Raw genomic sequence first — 17,789 nt, 5'->3', positions numbered from 1 at the left:
TGTGCGCGGCGGTCAGGCGCCCGAGCTTGTCGTAGCTGAAGCGGCTGGTGCACGTGGGGTCCGCTTCGGCACGGCGCTCGAGTAGTCGCCCCATGGCATCGCGGGCGAAACGGGTGAGCTTGCCCGGACCCAGCTCCGAGCCCCCGGCCTCGACCAGATGGGTGAGCTCGCCCGCGGCGTTGTAGCAGTAACGCTGGTGGCGCCCGTCGAAACCGATCTCGTCGGTGAGGTTGTCGGCGAGATCGTAGCGGAAGGTGGTGCGGGCGCCGTTCTCGTTGGTCAGGCAGATCAGGCGCCCGGCGCCATCGTAATCATAGGCCAGCGTGCGCCCGGCGCCGTCGCGGCGGGAGAGCGGTCGGCCCGCGCCGTCGTAGGTGTAGGCGGTGGTGGCCCCGAGCGGGTCGGTGTAGGCGGTGAGGTTGCCCTCGCCATCCCAGTCGTAGCGATGAGTGGGGGGCTGTGCCACGCCCGGCGCGCACGGCTCGACGAGTTCGATCAGTTGCCCGGCGGGGCTCCAGCGGTATTGGGTGGTGTGGCCCAGGGCATCGGTCCGGGTGCACAGACGACCCTGCGCGTCGTAGCTGAAGCGGGTGGTGCGGCCCGAGCAATCGGTGTAGGCGACGAGGTTGTGGGCATCGTCCCAGGCGAGGCGTTTGATACCGCCACGCGCATCGCCGGGTCTGATCCCTATTTTTCTTTCGGTTGTATTCGATACGGCTCCTGCTATCCAGGACGGTCTGGTGCGTTTATGAAAGCAGCAAAACTATCGGCAACGTAGACGGCCTTACCCGTTTCGTGCGACCACAAAGCAACAACGGGTTCCCCTGTGCTTCCGAGCTTCCCATAATCAAAGCAGTAGTAATCTCCCGTGCCAAATTCAGCGAATGGAAGAAGGTTGGAAAAGTCGAGTGCCTCGTCGGAGAAATTCTCTTTCCATGCCTGCCAGTCTTCATTGAAGTGACGAACAATCGATTCCCACGTTTTCCGAGGATTACGAGCGTCGTAGACGGGAAACACTACTAACGCTCCTAACGCACTCCCATTGTTGGCCAGCAGCCAATCCGAGAAAGACCTAGGCAACGTAAGGCCTAGCTCCGCCTCTGCTATACGGACTACATCGATTGATGTTCCTATTACTCGTTGATTTGCCATGGCACTCCTTATGGTAACGATCCGGGTTTCGGTAGGCTCAACTTCCCGGTGCCAGGAGACCCCGAACTCGGCATTTTTGCAGACCAGCATCCGTTTCGCTTTCGCCAATAGCGATGCTGAATTCCTCGATGATCCGCAGCTAGCATGGGGTCTGCATGGGAATAGTCATAACCCAATTCGCTTTCAAACCGGGGGCGGTGTGCAAGCTCATACCCTGGAGGGGTCTTAATATTAGCTTGCTTCCCCGTTGCAACTCTACGAGTCTGATTTTGTAGCCAGCCGCGCATTGATTTCGGCGTGTTCGGATCGTTCATTACTTCCCTCCATCGAGCATCTGTATCGACGTACTGATCTCCACAGCAACAGATCTTTGCTAAGCCGAGAGGGTCAATCCAGAGGGTTGGATTGGGGGCGTACTGATATAGATGTCCTCCCCCCGCCAACCCAATCGGATCCTGACTCACGAACCTTCCCACCCCCGGATCGTAATACCGAAACCGGTTGTAATGCAGTCCGGTTTCCTCATCGAACTGCTGCCCCTGGAAGCGGAAGGGCTGCTCGATGGGGGGCGGGGCTGGGGTGTGGCCCGATACTGAAAGCCCGTCGGTGCCGGTCTTGCGCACGGTGGCCTCTCCCCACACCCGATAGTCTGCCGCCCACACGATGCGGCCGTCGGCATCGGTGAGTTCCATCGGTGCGCCGATCTGGTCGCAGTGATACCAGTAGGTCTCGTTGTACTGGACGGTGGCCAGGGGCACGAAGCTGTCGGGTTCGTAGAGGAAGAGGGCGCTCTTGTTGTTGCGTCGGCGCTCGATCATCAGATCGCCGTCCCACAGGTACTCGGTGGCGCCGAAGGTGTCGCGCTTGCGGGTGCGCCGTCCGAGGGCGTCGTACTCGTAACGGGTGGTCTGGGTGACGCCGTGGCGGGTGACGGTGGACTGGGCGAGCTGGTGTTCGGCGTTCCAGCTCAGCTCGGCGAGTTCGTGGGCGCCCTTGCGCCTGCGGGTGACATTGCCGTGGGTATCGTAGTCGATGACGCGCCCGGTAGGGTCGTATCGAAAGGCCTGGGTGCCGCGCAGCTGATCGACGCGGGTGATGAGATTGCCCGCGGCATCCCAACCGTAGCGGCGCTCGAGCACGGCGGTGCCGGCGTCCGCCCGCGCCCCCTGTACGCGCCCGGACTGTGCCTGGGCGGTAATCCCCCGGCGCTATGGCTCAGCTTGGATACGACCAGAATCGTCAACCGTTCTATCTCCAACAATATACTCAAGATAGTGATTCAAGTTCTCGAATCTTAGGTAGTCCCATCCGAAATACTCCCAGACCAACGGCTCTTCCTTACCATCCTCCCACACCAGATATGTTTCTTCTGGTTCATATGGGTTGTAGGAGAAAACTGCACAGTTCTCTGCAGCGACGCAACCGGGCGGATCGTTGTCGTAACTGTTCTCAGTGCGAAGCGCGACCCATTTGGATAGGGTTTCGTTGTTTTTTGCATCCCTTATCTCCGTCAGACTCAGCCAGTTCTGAGATAACCGTGCATTTTTCCATGAACCGCAGAACTGAAACCGGGAGCGAAGCATGGGGCTCAGTGGGCGGACAAATGAATCTGCGAACGTAGAAATTTCGAGAAGCGGTTCGGATGCGCCTAGTATTTGGGTGCCGTGATTAGGGTCACGACTGTTTCTGTTCTTCATTTTTTCGAGTAAGTAGATAGTCTGGTCTCTTGCCATTTTCAACAGCCTCCAAGGTCTGAAACGAGTTTGACTGAATCATACGTGTAGCCGACAGGTAGATGCCGTACGATTCCTCCGACGTATCCATTTGTCTCGGGCATTTGGGCCATCCAGTCTCTCGGAATGGCCGGCCCCCCTGCTGCGGCATCGGGTACGTGTCCTGCTACGGAGTTGCCCGGGCATTGACAGCGGACGCCGCGCTTCCATGCATTTGAATCCCGACGTTCCTGATCAGTAAGGACCCGCCTAGTCATTGAGCCTCCATTCTGTTTAATCTGTTCATTCCACCGCTTCGTGAACTCCTCAAGCTCCTGTGCCGGAGCCGATCCCACGGGGAACTTATTCTTGATACAAAGCGTGGAGCCAACGGTTTTGAATGCAACAGGCTCCAGTCCCCACGGATCGACGAAGGCGACAGGGTTTGTTCCATATCTGTAGAAATTCAAACCACCTTGCAGTTTGATGGGGTCTTGGGATACGTATATGCCCACCCCCGGATCGTAATACCGAAACCGGTTGTAATGCAGGCCGGTTTCCTCATCGAACTGCTGCCCCTGGAAGCGGAAGGGCTGCTCGATGGGGGGCGGGGCTGGGGTGTGGCCCGATACCGCCCGCCCGTCGGTGCCGGACTTGCGCACGGTGGCCTCTCCCCACACCCGATAGTCTGCCGCCCACACGATGCGGCCGTCGGCATCGGTGAGTTCCATCGGTGCGCCGATCTGGTCGCAGTGATACCAGTAGGTCTCGTTGTACTGGACGGTGGCCAGGGGCACGAAGCTGTCGGGTTCGTAGAGGAAGAGGGCGCTCTTGTTGTTGCGTCGGCGCTCGATCATCAGATCGCCGTCCCACAGGTACTCGGTGGCGCCGAAGGCGTCGCGCTTGCGGATGCGCCGTCCGAGGGCGTCGTACTCGTAGCGGGTGGTCTGGGTGACGCCGTGGCGGGTGACGGTGGACTGGGCGAGCTGGTGTTCGGCGTTCCAGCTCAGCTCGGCGAGTTCGTGGGCGCCCTTGCGCCTGCGGGTGACATTGCCGTGGGCGTCGTAGTCGAAGCGCAGATCCTCGAAGACGGCGATGCGGTTATCGAGGGCGGGGTAGCCGATGGCGCGGTCGATGGGGTCGAGCAGGTTGCCGGCCGGATCGAAGGCGAAGGACTCGGGGCGGGGGGCCGAGCCGTAGAAGAGGGCGTTGAGCACGCGGCCATCGGGCGAATCGTTGGGGGCGATCAAGCTGCCCGCAGGGTGGGGTGAGCACGCTACATGGCCTGTGCCCAGTCCTGCAGCGCGAGGCGATTGGCGATGCCGGGGTCGGGACCGGGGTCGGCCATCGGCGGGGCAGACAGTGCCGCATCGAGCGCATTGAGGTTGCTTTCGATGACCTGGCGGTACTCCAGAGTGGTGCTGCGATAGATCAACAGTTCGGGGAGCGAGGCGGGTAGATAGTCGCCAATGAATGGAAGATGATCCTCGATATCGAGCCACAGCATCAATTCGCGCTCATGAGCGTCGAGCGCGATCGCATCGAAATGGGGTCTCAACTGTCGGCACTTCTCGCACCAAGCTTCGGCGCTGAGCACCACGATCAAACGGTTGTAAGGAGAGCCCAGGCGCCCTGCAATCAGGGCAGCGTCGTTCCACGGGTCGAGAGGGGTCGGGTTCATCATGCGCTCAGCGTTCGGGCCACGCATCGAGCGCGGCGTATTGGATATGGGCGTGTGCCCGGGTGTCGAAGCGGGGGCCGCCGCTAGCCTCGATGCGTCGAGCGGCGATCCATCGCAGGGCCTGTGGGGCGTTGTGCAAGCTCTTGGGCAGGCGAGTTGGTGTTACCGTCTCGCCAAGCAGACAGGGGACCCCCTGTGGTAGTTCGAGGTGCTGCGCGCGCACCGCGTTGGCGTCGGGCAGCGGCAGGCCTGGGTCGAGGCGGTCGGTGAGGCGTTCCTGGGCGGCAGCGAGTGGCTGCGATGGCTGTGCCAGTCCTTCGGCGACGAGATCGCGCCCGACCAAGGCAGACCATACCCACCCTGCCAGACGGGCGGCCTCGGCGTCTTCGAGGTGGTCGCGCACCCAGGGCAGCAGGGCACCGTCGCCGTGGTGCAGGATGAAGAGCAGCGCGAGGCGGACCGGCATTGCGTCGATGAGGGGGGGGATGTCGGGGTGGCCGAGCGGCGCCATCAGCGCAAGGTGGCGGACCCAGCGGGCAAGACGATGCTCGGCACGGTCGCGCTCGGCACCGCCCATATGCGCCAGTGCCTTGGCGAGTCGCTGGACCGAGCGCCATAAGTAGCCTGCGCCCGCGGACAGGCCTGCGTGCGACAGACCGATAGCGGCCTCGGCTGCGACTGCGGTGTCGGCATCGGTGAGCAAGGTGTGCAGTGCCGAGACCTGGCCGAAGGCGTAGGCCGCGCGGCAAGCGGTGGCACGCAGGCGTGCGTCGGGGTGGGCAAGCAGGCTTGCCAGTTGCTCGTCGAGCAAGCGATTGTCGCCTCGCAGCCTTCGGGGCGCACGGGCGAGCACCCGCCACGCCGCGATCTGCAGCGCAACTGGCGTATGAGGTAGCGTCCAGTGTGCGGCCCAGGGCGCGGCAAGGTGGGGTTCGACCCATAGCAAGCCGCCGATTACGCCGCGCAGCATGCGTTCGGGCGCCTGCTCGACGATGGCCCAGGTCGCGGCCAGACGCACACCCGGCTCGCGCGCACCGAGGGCGAGAACCGTGCACACAAATGCTTCACCCGACCCGCGCCAGCGCGCCAGTGCCGCCAGCGCCAACTGCCAGCCGGTTTCCCCGGCCACCTGGGTGCCGTCCAGATGGGCGTCGAGCAGGTGGTCGAAGCGGCGTAGTTCAGCCAGATCGACGAGTGGCGAATGCACCGAGCGGTCGTGCTGGGTCCAGTAGAAGGCGGCGTCGCCCACGTGGCGTTCGACCAGTGGGGGGATGACGGCAGCGGGGTCGCCGTCGTCGCGCTGCGCGAGATCGACCGGGCTCACAGACCGAGCGCCTGTTCCATCTTGAATGTATTGAAGATGAGCTGCCAATCGTTGCCGTCGTGAAAGGCGGCGCCGTGAGTGCCGGCCATGAGCATGACGCCGTCGGCCGCGGAGAGGTTGCCTGCGCACACGGCGATGTCCGAGGGCAGCTCGACGCGCACCAACTGGTCCTCCTCAAGGGACCACAGACCGTAGTCGCTGGTGCACCACAGGCGTCCGGCATGCCACACGATGTCCTTGAAGGGCAGGCTCATGTTGCCGCGCTCGATCATCTCCCAGTGCTTGTCACGACCACGAAAGAGGGTACCCGACTGTGCGCCGATATAGACGAATCCGTCGCCGGCGCAACACACCGATTCGAGCAGCATGTTCGAGGGGAAGGCGATCTGCCGCCACTGTGTTCCGTCGCAATGCCACACGACACCACGGCCGGCCACGGTGTAGAGGTCATCGGGGGCGAAGCCGTCGATGTCGTTGAAACCCATGTTCTCGATGATATCGACGTTGTCGAAGTCTCTCCGGGTCGGAACCGGCAGGTCGAGGCACAGCGATTCCCAGTCGTTGGGGCCGCGCCGGCGGCAGGCGGTGTGGGCGCCGCCCACTACGTACAGTGTTCCGTCAATCATGCGGATGCGGCGGACGCCGCCCCGGAGAGGGCCGTCTTTGCTTTTGGGGATGGGGGATTCGAACTCTTGGATCCCGCCTCCTGTAACCAGTACTTCACCATCTGATGATACGCATACAGCTTTGCTCGTCGGGACTTTCGTGGCTCCGACGACAAATTGTTCGTAGCCTTCAATCTCTACATGCCCCATCCGCTTTTCAGGCTCTTTTTGCGGCATGACCGCGACTACTCGCTTTGTAACGGTTGCCTCGGATATCACGCTTGCTCTTGCTGACTCTTCCACGTTTTTTGCCACAAAGTAGAAGAAGTCTCTGCTCCGAATCGTCGCGTCAGTGAGTGTAAACCCGCGAAGGTGCTCATCAAATTGTTGAGGGGAAATTAGCATTTCAGACATACCTCAGTCTTCAATAGATCCAGATTTTCTCTTTGCCGGCGCCCCGGATTTGGCCGGCATTGGTCCGGTGCACTTGCTTTTGTAATAGGCATCGAGTTGAGCGCGCAGGCATTTGGTGTCGCACTTGGATTCCGGGAAGGTGGCCTGGACGCTCTTGATGCCGAGATCGCGCATTTTTCCGTAGCTGATGGTCTCCGAGGCGCCGATTCCGAACGCCCCTCCGTCCTTGTGGTCCTGAACGCTCCTATCCAATGCTGTGTGAATCTTCCCGTGGGTGCCGTTGCTGTTATTGGCGCCCTCGACGCAGATTGTGGGGGCACCGCCGTGTGAGTAGTTCGAGCAGGCGTCCTTGGCCGCCTCGTCGGGGATCACGTGGTGACCGGTCTGGCCCGGGCAGCAGCCGTCCCCGCCCATGCTGGTGGGCGTGCCGGTCTTGTTGTACGGCACAAGCTTGCAGCGGCGGGCGCGGGTGCACGGATTCAGGCGCGAGAGGATGCCCATACCGTCTGCCATGAGGTCCGTCGGGGATTTTGAGGCGGCGTTACGGGCGAGCTCGGCCAGTTCGCCCTGTGCTTTTTGGGCGATGTCGAGCACGGCGCCCATCTCCTTGATCGCATCGTAGGCCCCGGCGCCGAGTTTGACTGCCTCAACCCCGGTGCTGGCCCAATCCCAGATGTTCCAGGCGGTGGCGCCGATCTCGGTAACGATCGCGCCCACACCGCCGACGGCTGCGCCGGCCAGGCCCACGCCCCACCGCGCGGCCGAACGCACGCCGGCTTTCTTGGCCTTGTCCTTGGCCGCTTCCATGGCGGCGTCCCTGACCTCTTGTCCGACCTGCTCGACCAGGGGCTTGAGTTGGCCGTCGATCGCAGCGCCCAGGTCATCAGCCATCTGGCCGATCTGGTCGTTGAACTCGCCCATCTCGGCGGAGAACTCGCTCGACCCGGGCTTGATCCATAGTCCGTCGCAATGCGACATCCAGCCATTGTCGGCGCTCGGCTTGAAGCCTGCTTTGTCTTTGACCTTGTTGGCCATGCTCTCGAGGGCGGCAACGCGCTTGGCACCGAGCATCTTCTTGAGTGCGGGGTGCTTGTTCTTGTCGGACTTCTCGTGCTCGGGTTTGCATGCCTTGTCGATCTTGTCGAAGTCCTGCTTGCAGGCCTTCTTGACCGCTGGCGTGTCGAGATAGTAATTGGTTGGCGTATTGGCAGCCATGTATTAGCCGTGGTTATGGGTCATCGGATCGGTATGACGGCATACGTTCAGGCCCTCGACCTTGACGTCGGGCGACCAGTCGATGAAGTAGGCCTTGCCGGTGATGACGTGGCTCCTGTCGCCGCGCTTGAAGGCCCAGGTGGCCGGTTCGTTGCCTGTGCTGTTGGCGAGGTAGGACACATCCTTCTTCGCAACCGGCGTGCCGCAGACGAACACGGTGGAGGTGCCGTTTTGCAGGTTGCGGGCAAAGGCGGTATTGGTGTAGGGGACGAGGACGGGGCCGGGCTTCTTGGGCGGCGGGCTCCAGCACGGGTCGGGAAAGGCGGCAGTCGATATACCGTCGGCCGCGCGGGAGCAGAACTCGTCGTCGTTGGCATAGACATGGGTTTCCATGGTGCTTGAGTCCTTGTCAGGGTTGATGGCGTACGATGAGCGCGCAGCGCGCACCCTCGTCACTGGCGAGGTGGATAAGGCCGCAGCGACCCGGTGCGTTGGCATGGGCAAGCAGCCGGTGGAGCCAGGCAAGCATGAGTGGGCCGGTGGCCGCCCCGATCTCGCCTGTGCAGTCGGCAGTGGTGAGGGTGGGAAGTTTGTGCCCACCCGGAACGGCAACCCGAGTCAGTGCATTGGCGGCCTCGCGGGCAAAGAAGCCTTCACCGTTCTGGTCGCTCAGGCGGAAATCGAGGTCGGCAGCATCGGCTCCGGCATCGGCGACAGCCGCGCGGATGGCGTGGCTCAGGCCTTGTGCGCGGCTCGGTACGCTGCCGTCCGGGCGTCCGGATTCCTGGCCTTGTCCGATGCCGATGACGTGCAACCCCGATGTATCTGGACGGGAACGTTCGAGCAAGACGGCCGCAGCGGCTTCGCCTGGAATGAACCCGTCACGGTTGCCGGGCACCAGCAGGCGCTCTTCACTCAGGTAGTGGTTGATGCTGGCTGCATTGAGGTAGCTGTCGAGGCCGACCACGAGCACCCCCGGTAACTGCTCCTGGTCAAGAAGCTGGCGCGCAAGGGCCAGTCCCGTGCCCAAGGCGGCGCGATCACCTGGAATGATCCTGGAATGAGGGGGGAATGTGCGGTCGAGTGCGGCCTGGGCTGCGCGAGCTGTTTCGAACTGTGCGCGCTCCTCGCTCATCGGCCGACTGAGTGAGGCCGTCAGCAAGAGAATGGGAATCGAGTGTCGCTCGGTCGCCGCGATTGACGCCAGGCACGCCTCAATTGCCCGTGCAGCCCAACGAGCAAGACGGGGCGCACCCCAGATATCTGTTTCGGGCAGACGCGCGATACGCACGGGCGAACCGTCTTCTGCTACAAAAGTGCTTTCCTGAAAATGGTCGAGCCCCGCGCGTAAGGCACACGCGCTTGCTTCGGCCGTGTAGCCTACCGCGCAACAGATGCCGCTGGCTGAAACACGCAGGGATTGCGCCGGTGCTGTCATGCAGGTGTCTCCCCGCAGCCCGGGCAGCTGTGATCGTCCAGCCCTAGGCTGCGGGCGCGCCACCACTCCGGTTCGATCGGCCCGACGGCGATGGTGTCAAATTCTTGCAGGCGGCGCCGGATGGGGCTGCTGGCCCGCCACACGGCTGAGAAGCGCCCGGCGTCGGTTTCGAAGAACAGAGTGTCGACGACGGCATCGATCTGCTCGGTGCTGTAGTCGGTACGCAGGATGCGGACCTTCACCCCGTCCAACTGCGGAAGCGAGAAGGTGAGTGCGGGACACGATGGCAGGAGATGGTTCAGGCGCACGGTTTCTCCGCCACGGGGATAGTCGATCTGCTGGTCCTCGGGGGCGCACTGATGGAAGCGGTCGTCAAAGTCTTCAGGGAGAAAGGGGGCGACGTTACGGCGCCAAGCGTCGTCGTAGGTGCCGGCATAGTCTTGGCGCGGTTGATAGTGACGGCCGATGGCACTCAGCGCAACGGGTTGGTTGCGGCCGTCGGGGCGTTTGATCGGATCGTCGGGATGCTCGAGGTTGGCCACGGGCGCGCCGACGAGCTCGCGTGCGGTGTTGGGGCCTCCCCAGCCCAGTCCGTCGGGGTTGGTGAGCAAGGCCTCGGTCAGCGTTTTCCCGTTGGCGTCGTAGCTTTGCGAGCCGCCAAAGGCATGGCCGAAGTGCAGTGGCATGCGAATGAATGGCTCGGGTTTGGATGGCGTGAGTCCGAGCAGGCCGCGTGTCCAATTACGTGGGCCGAAGACGCGAATCCGCTTACTGAGCGCGCCGACCTGCACCGCCAGGTCCAGTTGGCGGATGGGATGCTCCGACGGCGCATGGGCACAAGCATCGAACAGAACGTCGCAGCGGGGTTTGAAGCGCGCGAAGTCATCGCCATACCGCATAGCCGAGCGCCCGGGCTCGCCGTGGTAGGCATCGGCCACTACCAAGGGCTGCGGCGGCAGGGGGCGGGGGCGTTGGCGTGGCGCTGGAATACGCCAACTCGCCTTGGCAACGATGACCAGATGCTCGCGCCCCGTTACATCGATTGCCGTCGTAATAGAGCTGGCAAGGTGCTTGGAGATACAGACAAGTTCCATGGATCGGTTTCAGCTTCAGTTGATCTGCACTGAGCCACCGCGGATGCGTTGCCCTGCCTCGGCGTGGCTGGTAATGTAGCGTCCGTGCAGGTGGATGTGGCCGTCAGCCTGCAGCAAGATGACGGCGTCACCGCAGCGAAGCTCCAACTCGCTCTGTGCCTCGATCATGACGCGTTCGCCGCTGCGGTCGATACGCAGCGACCTGGAAACGGGCTCAGCGTCGAGCATGAAGCCCAGGATCACTGGTTGTTGTGGGTCGCCATGGGTGAAACCGAGTGCCACCGCTCGACCGACATCCTTGGGGGTAAGTGCAACCAGTGTGGCTGCGGGGATATTCGTCAGTGAGAAGCAGTTGATCCCAACTCGGGCTTTCCCGCAGGCGTCAAGCATTTCCAGGGTACCCAGACTCAACCCTTCGACCTTGTCTGGATGTGGGCGAGGCGTCGTCGCCCGACTAAGGAAGCGGTCAAGTGGGGCGTCCTCGTTTGGCTGTGCGGGCAATGTCGAGTCGGGCGGCAGGATATTAGTTTTCAAGGACTTTGGCCCCCTTGATCGTGATGTTGCCATCGGCCTTGATGACCTGCTCTCCTGTGAAAGTGCTCTGAAAGTCATGACCAAGCACGGTAATCGTGCCGTCGCTCTTGAGCGTGATGGTGCTCTGACCCACCGTCAGGGTGATGGAGTCGGCATCCATGGTGATGCTCGATCCGCTGCCGCCCCCGCTCGCGCCGCCGACCGGTGCGCCGGTAAATGACATGACTTGCGGCGTCGCGCCGCCGCTACTGCCGCTGCCCCCTACTTTCAGGCTGTACTGGGTGCCCACGGTGGTCGATTTGTTCTTGCCGATCTTAGCCGACTGGTTCATACCGACAACGGTGTTCATGGCCAGGCCGACGTTCAGGCTGTAGCCCATGCCGACGTTCTCCATGCGGCCCATGCCCACGTTCTGCATATAGGCCATGCCGATGGTTTCGGTCTTGAACTTGCCGACCTTGACCGACCAGTTCTTGCCGATGCGGTCGGTCTCGTTCTGGTCGATGGTCTTCTTGCGGCTCTTGTGGACGGTGACCGACTCGTTGCCGTCGACGGTTTCGGTGCGGTTCTTGTGGACGGTGATGGTTTCGTTGGCATCGACCGTCTCGGTGCGGTCGCGCTTGACGTGTGTGGTCTCGTCGCGGTCGATGGTCTTGGTGCGGTCCTGGCCGACCCAGTGGGTCTCGTCGAGCTCGACCTCGATGTCCTGGTTGCGCTCTGCGTGGATCCACAGCTGCTCGGCGCCCTTCAGATCCTCGAAGCGGATGGCGTTGGCGTTGGCGGCGGATCCGCCCAGGGAGGAGCGGGTGAGAAAGCCCGACTGGGTCTTGTTGGCGGGCAGGGCCCAGGGGGGCATCTGCTCGGCGTTATAGACGCGCCCGGTGATGATGGGCCGGTCGGGGTCGCCGTGCTCGAAATCGACGATGACCTCTTGGCCGATGCGCGGCAGGTGGATGGCGCCGAAGTTGCTGCCGGCCCAGGGTTGTGCGACGCGGATCCAGCAGGTGTCGGTGCCGTCTTTCTTGCCGTAGCGGTCCCAGAAGAAGTGAACCTTGACGCGGCCGTACTGGTCGGTGTGGATCTCCTCGCCCGGGGGGCCGACGACGACGGCGGTCTGGGGGCCACGGGTGCGCGGCTTGGGGGTGGCAAGCGGCGGGCGGAAGGGGCGGTTGGCCGGCATCGCCTCGATGCTGAGCCGAAAGCTGCTCGGCTGGGCGGCGTCGCTGCCTTCGTAGGTGTTGTCGGTGATGTCGTAGTGGGCGGCGGTGATCAGCAGCTCGCGGTTCTGGTCGTCGCGCGGATGCTCGGTGAGGCTGAAGATGTAGCCGGGGGCGGCACCGCGCACACGGCCTTCGAGCAGCACGGTTTCCTGCTCGGTCTGCAGACGCTCGAGGGTGTTGGCGGCGTAGCTGTTGCCGTTGGGCAGCTCGGTGTAGTCGCCCGGGTAGGCGAAGCGCTGGTACTGGTCGAACAGGTGGCCGCGCGGATCGACGAAGCGGGTGGTGAGATCGGCGCGCGGCTTGGTGAAGTCGTAGTCGGTGTGCTCGAGCTGGCCGGTCTCGACCTGACGGGTGAGGCGCCAGGCATCGAAGTGGTCCTCGGTGGCGCGGGCCTCGCCGGGGGCGTAGAAGGGCACTGAGGCGTAGCCGGGAAAGGGCTGGTGGATGGTGAAGTGGTCGGCCAGCACCATGGTCTCGCCGCCCGCGGCGTGCTCGAACCAGAAGAAGATGCCCTCGTGCTCGAGCTGGCGGCAGATGAACTCGAAGTCGGTGTCGCCGTGCTGGGTGAGGTAGGTCCAGGTCTTGTAGGTCTGCTTCAGGCGCACGTCGAAGCGCACCGCGTTCTCGCCCAGCACCTGGCTGACGATGTCGGGGACGGTCTTGTTCTGCCAGATACGGAAGTCGGCACGGCGCGAGGCGTGCCACAGGCGCGGGGCGACGGTGGCCTCGTACACCCAGTAGCGGCCCTCGCGGCCAATGGCCGAGAAGTTGATCATGCTGCCCGACAGGTAGCGCGTGCCCCGACGGTCGGTCTCGAGCTCGATCGCGCACCGCTCGCCGATCATGGCCTGGCAGTCGAGGTTCTTGTCGTTAGCGTGGAAGCGGACGTGGAATTGATACAGCGAGGACAGCGCTTCGCGTCCTGCCACGCTCACGGCCCACAGTGCGTCGCCCAGCGGGGTGTGGGCAATGAGAAGACGGTTCATGTTGAATGAATTGGAAAATGCTTTATGAATTCTAAATCAATAAACCAAAATGGCATACTCCGAGATTCGCTTTCATTGGGCTTGAGTCGTCGGTGGTGGGGGCGCGTGATATCGAACATGCGACGACGTACAAGGGAGGTGCTCGATCAAGAGGCCAGCCGATTGACGAGGGGCCCCGCAGCGTGACCTCTTGTCTTGATCCATCCGCCTATGAAGCGCAATCGATGCGTAGCGCTCAGAACATGTGCCACGTAGATCTACATGGGCACGAGGAACCTAAGCGTCGTTCTGCCTCTTCTTGGGATACTCGAGTTTCAAGGGGATGCTCAAGAAGCGCTGCTTTTTCAGGGCTGGATAGCAGCTCAGTAGTCCTGTTGGTGCTGTGTTTTCAGGCCACCACCGAACTGCAACCAATCATGGGCAGGTCAATGGGGAAATAGGGGGTCAAGGCAATTGCCGCCTGCGTACTTCTTCCTTGTGATGCGCGAAATCCGCAGATGGACGGGAACTTTCCGCTATGACTTTGTCGGAAGAGACGCGATATCAGTAGATGTTCAAGTTCTGCTGGTCTTGGCCGTTACAACATGGGTCCCCGTGCTGGGGAGACCTGCAGGATTTATAACTTCTGTAATAGACGGTGCGCACAGGGAGATTTTATGAAGGACATGAGTTTGCGTGCCCTGCTGATGCTGGGGTTCGGGGCGATGCTTGCCCTGCTGATCGTGATTGGCGGGTTTGCAGTCGTCAGCGAACGGAGCATGACGACGGATATCCATGAATTGGCGGAGCGTCGGATTCCGGCGATGGCCGGCTATGGTGCGCTGAACATGGAGCGGATGAGGATTCGAGCCCAGACGCTGGAAGTACCGCCGTTGCGAATTCCGTCTCCCCAGACGACCGCCGTTCTCGACGGTGTCATCAAGGCCCGCGCGGATTCGTGGCGGGTTGTGGATCAGTTGATCGTCGACGTCGAGAAGCTGCCACGCCTTTCCGCCGAGGCCCAGCGTCAGTACGACGAGATGCGCGGACATTACGCAGAGTGGCGGCGTCACTATGTGGGTCTGGATCAGTCCGTCGTTGCGCTTCGCGAAGCGTCGGTGGCGGAGGATTACGTCCGTTTCGACGAGATGCTGAATCGTTTCCAGACCCAGCTTGAACAGATGTTGCCGGCCTCCCGTACCTTGGGGGTGTCGCTCGATCAGCTCGCCGCGCGTCAGGTTGCACGCGCCCAGGAGGCTGCGGCAGAGGCGGTTTCCGGCGGCGAACGTGCCTTGCTGCTGACGACGGTGCTGATGGGGATGGGTGTGGTGATCGGTATCGCGATTGCCTTGATGATCCATCGTTCGGTGATGCGTCAGGTCGGTGGAGAACCCGCTTATGCCAATTCGGTGCTGCAGCGGGTGGCCGGTGGCGACCTGACGGTGGACATCGCGCTGGCTGCGGGTGACCGCACGAGCATGTTGTACTCGCTGCGGGAGATGGTCGGCCAGTTGCGTTCGATGATCGGCATCATCAGTGACAACTCTTCGCAGATTGCCGCCGCCAGCGAACAGCTCTCTGCCGCGTCCGACAGCATTGCCACTGCCAGTGAGGAGCAGTCCCAGGCGGCAACCTCGATGGCCGCCTCGGTCGAGGAGATGACGGTCAGCATCAACCATGTATCCAGCTCGGCAACCGATGCAGACCGCATGGCGCGCCAGTCGGGCGAGGCCGCAAACACCGGTTCGAGTGCGATCCGCAGTGTCGTGAGCGACATCAACCGGATCGCGCGAGAGGTGTCTTCTGCTGCAGAGACCATCGAGGATCTTGGCAAGCATTCGCGCGAGATCGCCTCGGTGGTCAATATCATCAAGGAAGTGGCTGACCAGACCAATCTGCTGGCGCTCAATGCCGCAATCGAGGCTGCGCGCGCGGGCGAGCAGGGGCGTGGGTTTGCGGTGGTGGCCGACGAAGTCCGCAAGCTGGCCGAGCGGACATCGAGTTCGACCGAGGAGATTGCCCGTATCGTCGGTCAGATCCACACCGAAACCGAGCGTGCGGTGCAGACGATGCGCAGGCAGAGCGAGAGCGTGCGCAGCAGTGTGGAGTTGTCCGACCGTGCCGGCACGGCGATCGAGAACATCAATGGCAGCTCGCAGGAAGTGGTGAGTGCAGTGGGCGAGATTTCCTCCGCGCTGGTCGAGCAGTCCACTGCCAGTACCGAGATTGCGCGCAATGTGGAGCAGATTGCGACGATGAGCGAATCCAACAGCACTGCGGTGCGTCAGGCCGCCGCCGCTGCAAGGGATCTGTCCTCCCGTGCGGCGAATCTGCAGGAAGTGGTTGGTCGCTTCAGGGTTTGATTCGGCTGCGCTGTGAAGCGCTGCCGCGTGCTGACGGCGCCTTCTGCGGGTAAGATGCGGCGCGGAACCGGCAATACGCGTGGCCAAAGGGCCTGGATCGCGAGTTGCCGGTTCTGCTTTTTGCGTCTGCCCTTCAATTGTCATGAATCCTGAAATTTTCTGGGTGTTCGGGCTGCTGGCGCTGTGCGTCGGCTGCTTCGTTGCCAACCGCCCCCGTACGGATGTGGTGGCGCTGTGCGCGCTGCTTGCGCTGGTACTGGGGGGCACGGTGTCGGTCAGCGAAGCGCTCGCCGGCTTCAGCGAGCCAAGCGTGATCCTGATTGCCGCCTTCTTCGTCATTGGCGAGGGATTGGTGCGCACCGGAGTGGCGTTTCGGGTAGGGGACTGGCTGGTTGCGCGCGCCGGCAGCAACGAAGCGCGCCTGCTGGTATTGCTGATGCTGGCGGTGGCCCTGCTGGGGTCGGTGATGAGTTCGACCGGCGTGGTGGCGATCTTCATTCCCGTGGCACTGAGTATTGCCGCGCGCATCGGTGCTCAGCCGCGCCGGCTGATGATGCCGCTGGCCTTTGCTGCGCTGATGAGCGGCATGCTCACCCTGGTTGGCACGCCGCCGAACATGGTGGTGAATGCCGAGTTGCACCGCGCCGGGCATGCGGGCTTTGGTTTCTTTGACTTTACGCCCGCCGGGCTGGTGGTGCTGGCGCTGGGCGTGGGCTACATGCTGCTGGTGCGCGGGTGGCTCAGCGGCCCCGCGCAGGCTGAGACGCCGGTACGCAGTCGCCGCCGCCGCTTGCGCGAGCTGGCCGAAGACTATCAGTTGTTGCATCGAGCGCGGCGCATGATGGTGGCCACCCATTCGCCGATGATCGGCCATACCCTGGGTGAGTTGCAGTTGCGCGCCCGCTACGGCGCCAACATCGTTGCCATTGAACGTAGCCGTCAGTTCGGCAGGGTGATGCTGACGACCGCGGCCAACCGCGAGATTCTGGCCGGCGATGTCATCCTGATCGATTTCGCCCGCGGTGAAGAGGATATCGCCCGCTTTGCCAATGAGATGTGTCTGCAGGACAGAGCGTTTCGTGACGACTACTTTGCCGATCTGTCACGCGAGCTTGGCTTGGCCGAGGTGCTGGTGCCGCCCGGCTCGGGGTTGATCGGCAAGTCCATCCTCGAGTTGCGCATGCGCTCGCAACGGGGCATCAATGTGATGGGGCTGCGCCGTAACGGCCAGTCGCTGGCTGACAATCTGCTGCACGAAAAGCTGAAGATGGGCGATACGCTGCTGATTGCCGGTACCTGGAAATCCATCCGCTTGTTGCATGCCCAGGCGCACGACTTTCTGGTGCTGACCTTACCTGCCGAGATGGATGAGGCGGCGCCGGCGGCACGGCGTGCCCCCCACGCCCTGATCTGTCTGGCGGTGACGGTTGCGCTGATGATCAGCGGGGTGGTGCCAAACGTGATTGCGGCGCTGATTGGCTGTGTGCTGATGGGCGCGATGCGTTGTATCGACATGGACAGTGCGTATCGCAGCATCCACTGGCAGAGCCTGATCCTCATCGTCGGCATGCTGCCATTTGCGACCGCGTTGCAAAAGACCGGCGGTATCGACTACCTGGTTGGCGGCGTGCTGGCCTTGACCGGCGAGGGCTCACCGCGTGGTGTGATGGCCGCCTTGTTTGTGCTGACTGCGGTGGTCGGCCTGTTCATCTCCAACACGGCAACGGCGGTGTTGATGGCGCCGATCGGGCTGGGCCTCGCTGCTCAACTGGGTGTTTCGCCCTATCCGTTTGCGATGACGGTTGCGCTGGCAGCATCGGCGGCCTTCATGACCCCGGTGTCGTCACCGGTCAACACGCTGGTGCTGGGGCCGGGGGACTACCGCTTTGGGGATTTCGTGCGCATCGGGGTGCCGTTTACCGTGGTGGTCATGCTGGTGTGTGTCGGGCTGTTGCCGGTGTTGTTTCCGTTCTAGCGCGCGTATTGCGTCAGCACGCATCCTTGCACGTCGGGAAAACTTCCCGGGTTTTTCCGACGGCAATCCTGGAAAATCGACCGGACAATCCTCTCAA

At 62.6% G+C, this 17,789-nt stretch carries 15 protein-coding genes and 1 pseudogene; 2 read left to right on the top strand and 14 right to left on the bottom strand.

Annotated features, from left to right (window positions below):
- The 14 genes and pseudogenes from DNK49_RS24450 to DNK49_RS17040 form a co-directional block, all read right to left on the bottom strand.
- Positions 1-466 (bottom strand): annotated as a pseudogene (locus tag DNK49_RS24450) (hypothetical protein); the annotation flags it as partial.
- A gap of 257 nt (positions 467-723) precedes the next feature.
- Positions 724-1,152 (bottom strand): SMI1/KNR4 family protein, encoded by a 429-nt coding sequence (locus DNK49_RS17100; protein WP_110527223.1) that lies wholly within the window; start codon positions 1,150-1,152, stop codon positions 724-726.
- An 8-nt stretch (positions 1,153-1,160) separates the two neighbouring features.
- Positions 1,161-2,291 carry an RHS repeat-associated core domain-containing protein gene (locus tag DNK49_RS17095; protein ID WP_110527220.1) on the bottom strand — a complete coding sequence of 377 codons (1,131 nt, stop codon included), beginning with the start codon at positions 2,289-2,291 and terminating at the stop codon, positions 1,161-1,163.
- Positions 2,292-2,360: 69 nt separating this feature from the next.
- Complete coding sequence (locus DNK49_RS17090) at positions 2,361-2,885, bottom strand: hypothetical protein (protein WP_110527217.1); 525 nt, start codon at positions 2,883-2,885, stop codon at positions 2,361-2,363.
- Between the two features lie 2 nt (positions 2,886-2,887).
- On the bottom strand, positions 2,888-4,114 hold the full coding sequence (locus tag DNK49_RS17085; protein WP_207807020.1) for an RHS repeat-associated core domain-containing protein: 1,227 nt from the start codon (positions 4,112-4,114) through the stop codon (positions 2,888-2,890).
- Between the two features lie 26 nt (positions 4,115-4,140).
- Positions 4,141-4,545, bottom strand: coding sequence for a thioredoxin domain-containing protein (locus DNK49_RS17080; RefSeq protein WP_110527215.1), 405 nt, complete (start codon positions 4,543-4,545; stop codon positions 4,141-4,143).
- A 7-nt stretch (positions 4,546-4,552) separates the two neighbouring features.
- Positions 4,553-5,869, bottom strand: a complete 1,317-nt coding sequence (locus DNK49_RS17075; protein ID WP_110527212.1) for a hypothetical protein — start codon at positions 5,867-5,869, stop codon at positions 4,553-4,555.
- Positions 5,866-6,888, bottom strand: a complete 1,023-nt coding sequence (locus DNK49_RS23940; protein ID WP_133255117.1) for a WD40/YVTN/BNR-like repeat-containing protein — start codon at positions 6,886-6,888, stop codon at positions 5,866-5,868. Before DNK49_RS23940 ends, DNK49_RS17075 begins: the two co-directional genes overlap by 4 nt.
- A gap of 3 nt (positions 6,889-6,891) precedes the next feature.
- Positions 6,892-8,103, bottom strand: a complete 1,212-nt coding sequence (locus DNK49_RS17065; RefSeq protein WP_110527206.1) for an HNH/endonuclease VII fold toxin-2 domain-containing protein — start codon at positions 8,101-8,103, stop codon at positions 6,892-6,894.
- Positions 8,104-8,106: 3 nt separating this feature from the next.
- Entirely contained in the window at positions 8,107-8,496 is a 390-nt protein-coding gene (locus DNK49_RS17060) for a DUF4150 domain-containing protein (protein ID WP_110527203.1), read from the bottom strand.
- A 16-nt stretch (positions 8,497-8,512) separates the two neighbouring features.
- Complete coding sequence (locus DNK49_RS17055) at positions 8,513-9,541, bottom strand: hypothetical protein (RefSeq protein ID WP_110527200.1); 1,029 nt, start codon at positions 9,539-9,541, stop codon at positions 8,513-8,515.
- Positions 9,538-10,635 (bottom strand): DUF2169 family type VI secretion system accessory protein, encoded by a 1,098-nt coding sequence (locus tag DNK49_RS17050; protein WP_110527197.1) that lies wholly within the window; start codon positions 10,633-10,635, stop codon positions 9,538-9,540. The genes DNK49_RS17055 and DNK49_RS17050 overlap by 4 nt, the downstream gene beginning before the upstream one ends.
- Positions 10,636-10,650: 15 nt before the next feature.
- On the bottom strand, positions 10,651-11,169 hold the full coding sequence (locus DNK49_RS17045) for a DUF6484 domain-containing protein (RefSeq protein ID WP_133255116.1): 519 nt from the start codon (positions 11,167-11,169) through the stop codon (positions 10,651-10,653).
- Positions 11,159-13,375: a type VI secretion system Vgr family protein gene (locus tag DNK49_RS17040; RefSeq protein ID WP_110527191.1), complete on the bottom strand. Its 2,217-nt coding sequence runs from the start codon at positions 13,373-13,375 to the stop codon at positions 11,159-11,161. Before DNK49_RS17040 ends, DNK49_RS17045 begins: the two co-directional genes overlap by 11 nt.
- A gap of 656 nt (positions 13,376-14,031) precedes the next feature.
- Here DNK49_RS17040 and DNK49_RS17035 point away from each other — a divergent pair.
- Positions 14,032-15,717 (top strand): methyl-accepting chemotaxis protein, encoded by a 1,686-nt coding sequence (locus tag DNK49_RS17035; RefSeq protein WP_165843358.1) that lies wholly within the window; start codon positions 14,032-14,034, stop codon positions 15,715-15,717.
- A gap of 142 nt (positions 15,718-15,859) precedes the next feature.
- Positions 15,860-17,692, top strand: coding sequence for an SLC13 family permease (locus tag DNK49_RS17030; protein WP_110527183.1), 1,833 nt, complete (start codon positions 15,860-15,862; stop codon positions 17,690-17,692).
- Positions 17,693-17,789: the final 97 nt, after the last annotated feature.

The sequence above is a fragment of the Parazoarcus communis SWub3 = DSM 12120 genome (assembly GCF_003226565.1).
In the GTDB taxonomy this organism is placed as follows: domain Bacteria; phylum Pseudomonadota; class Gammaproteobacteria; order Burkholderiales; family Rhodocyclaceae; genus Parazoarcus; species Parazoarcus communis.
The sequence above is the reverse complement of the archived record's forward strand: the minus strand, read 5'-3'. Positions and strand labels throughout refer to the sequence as shown.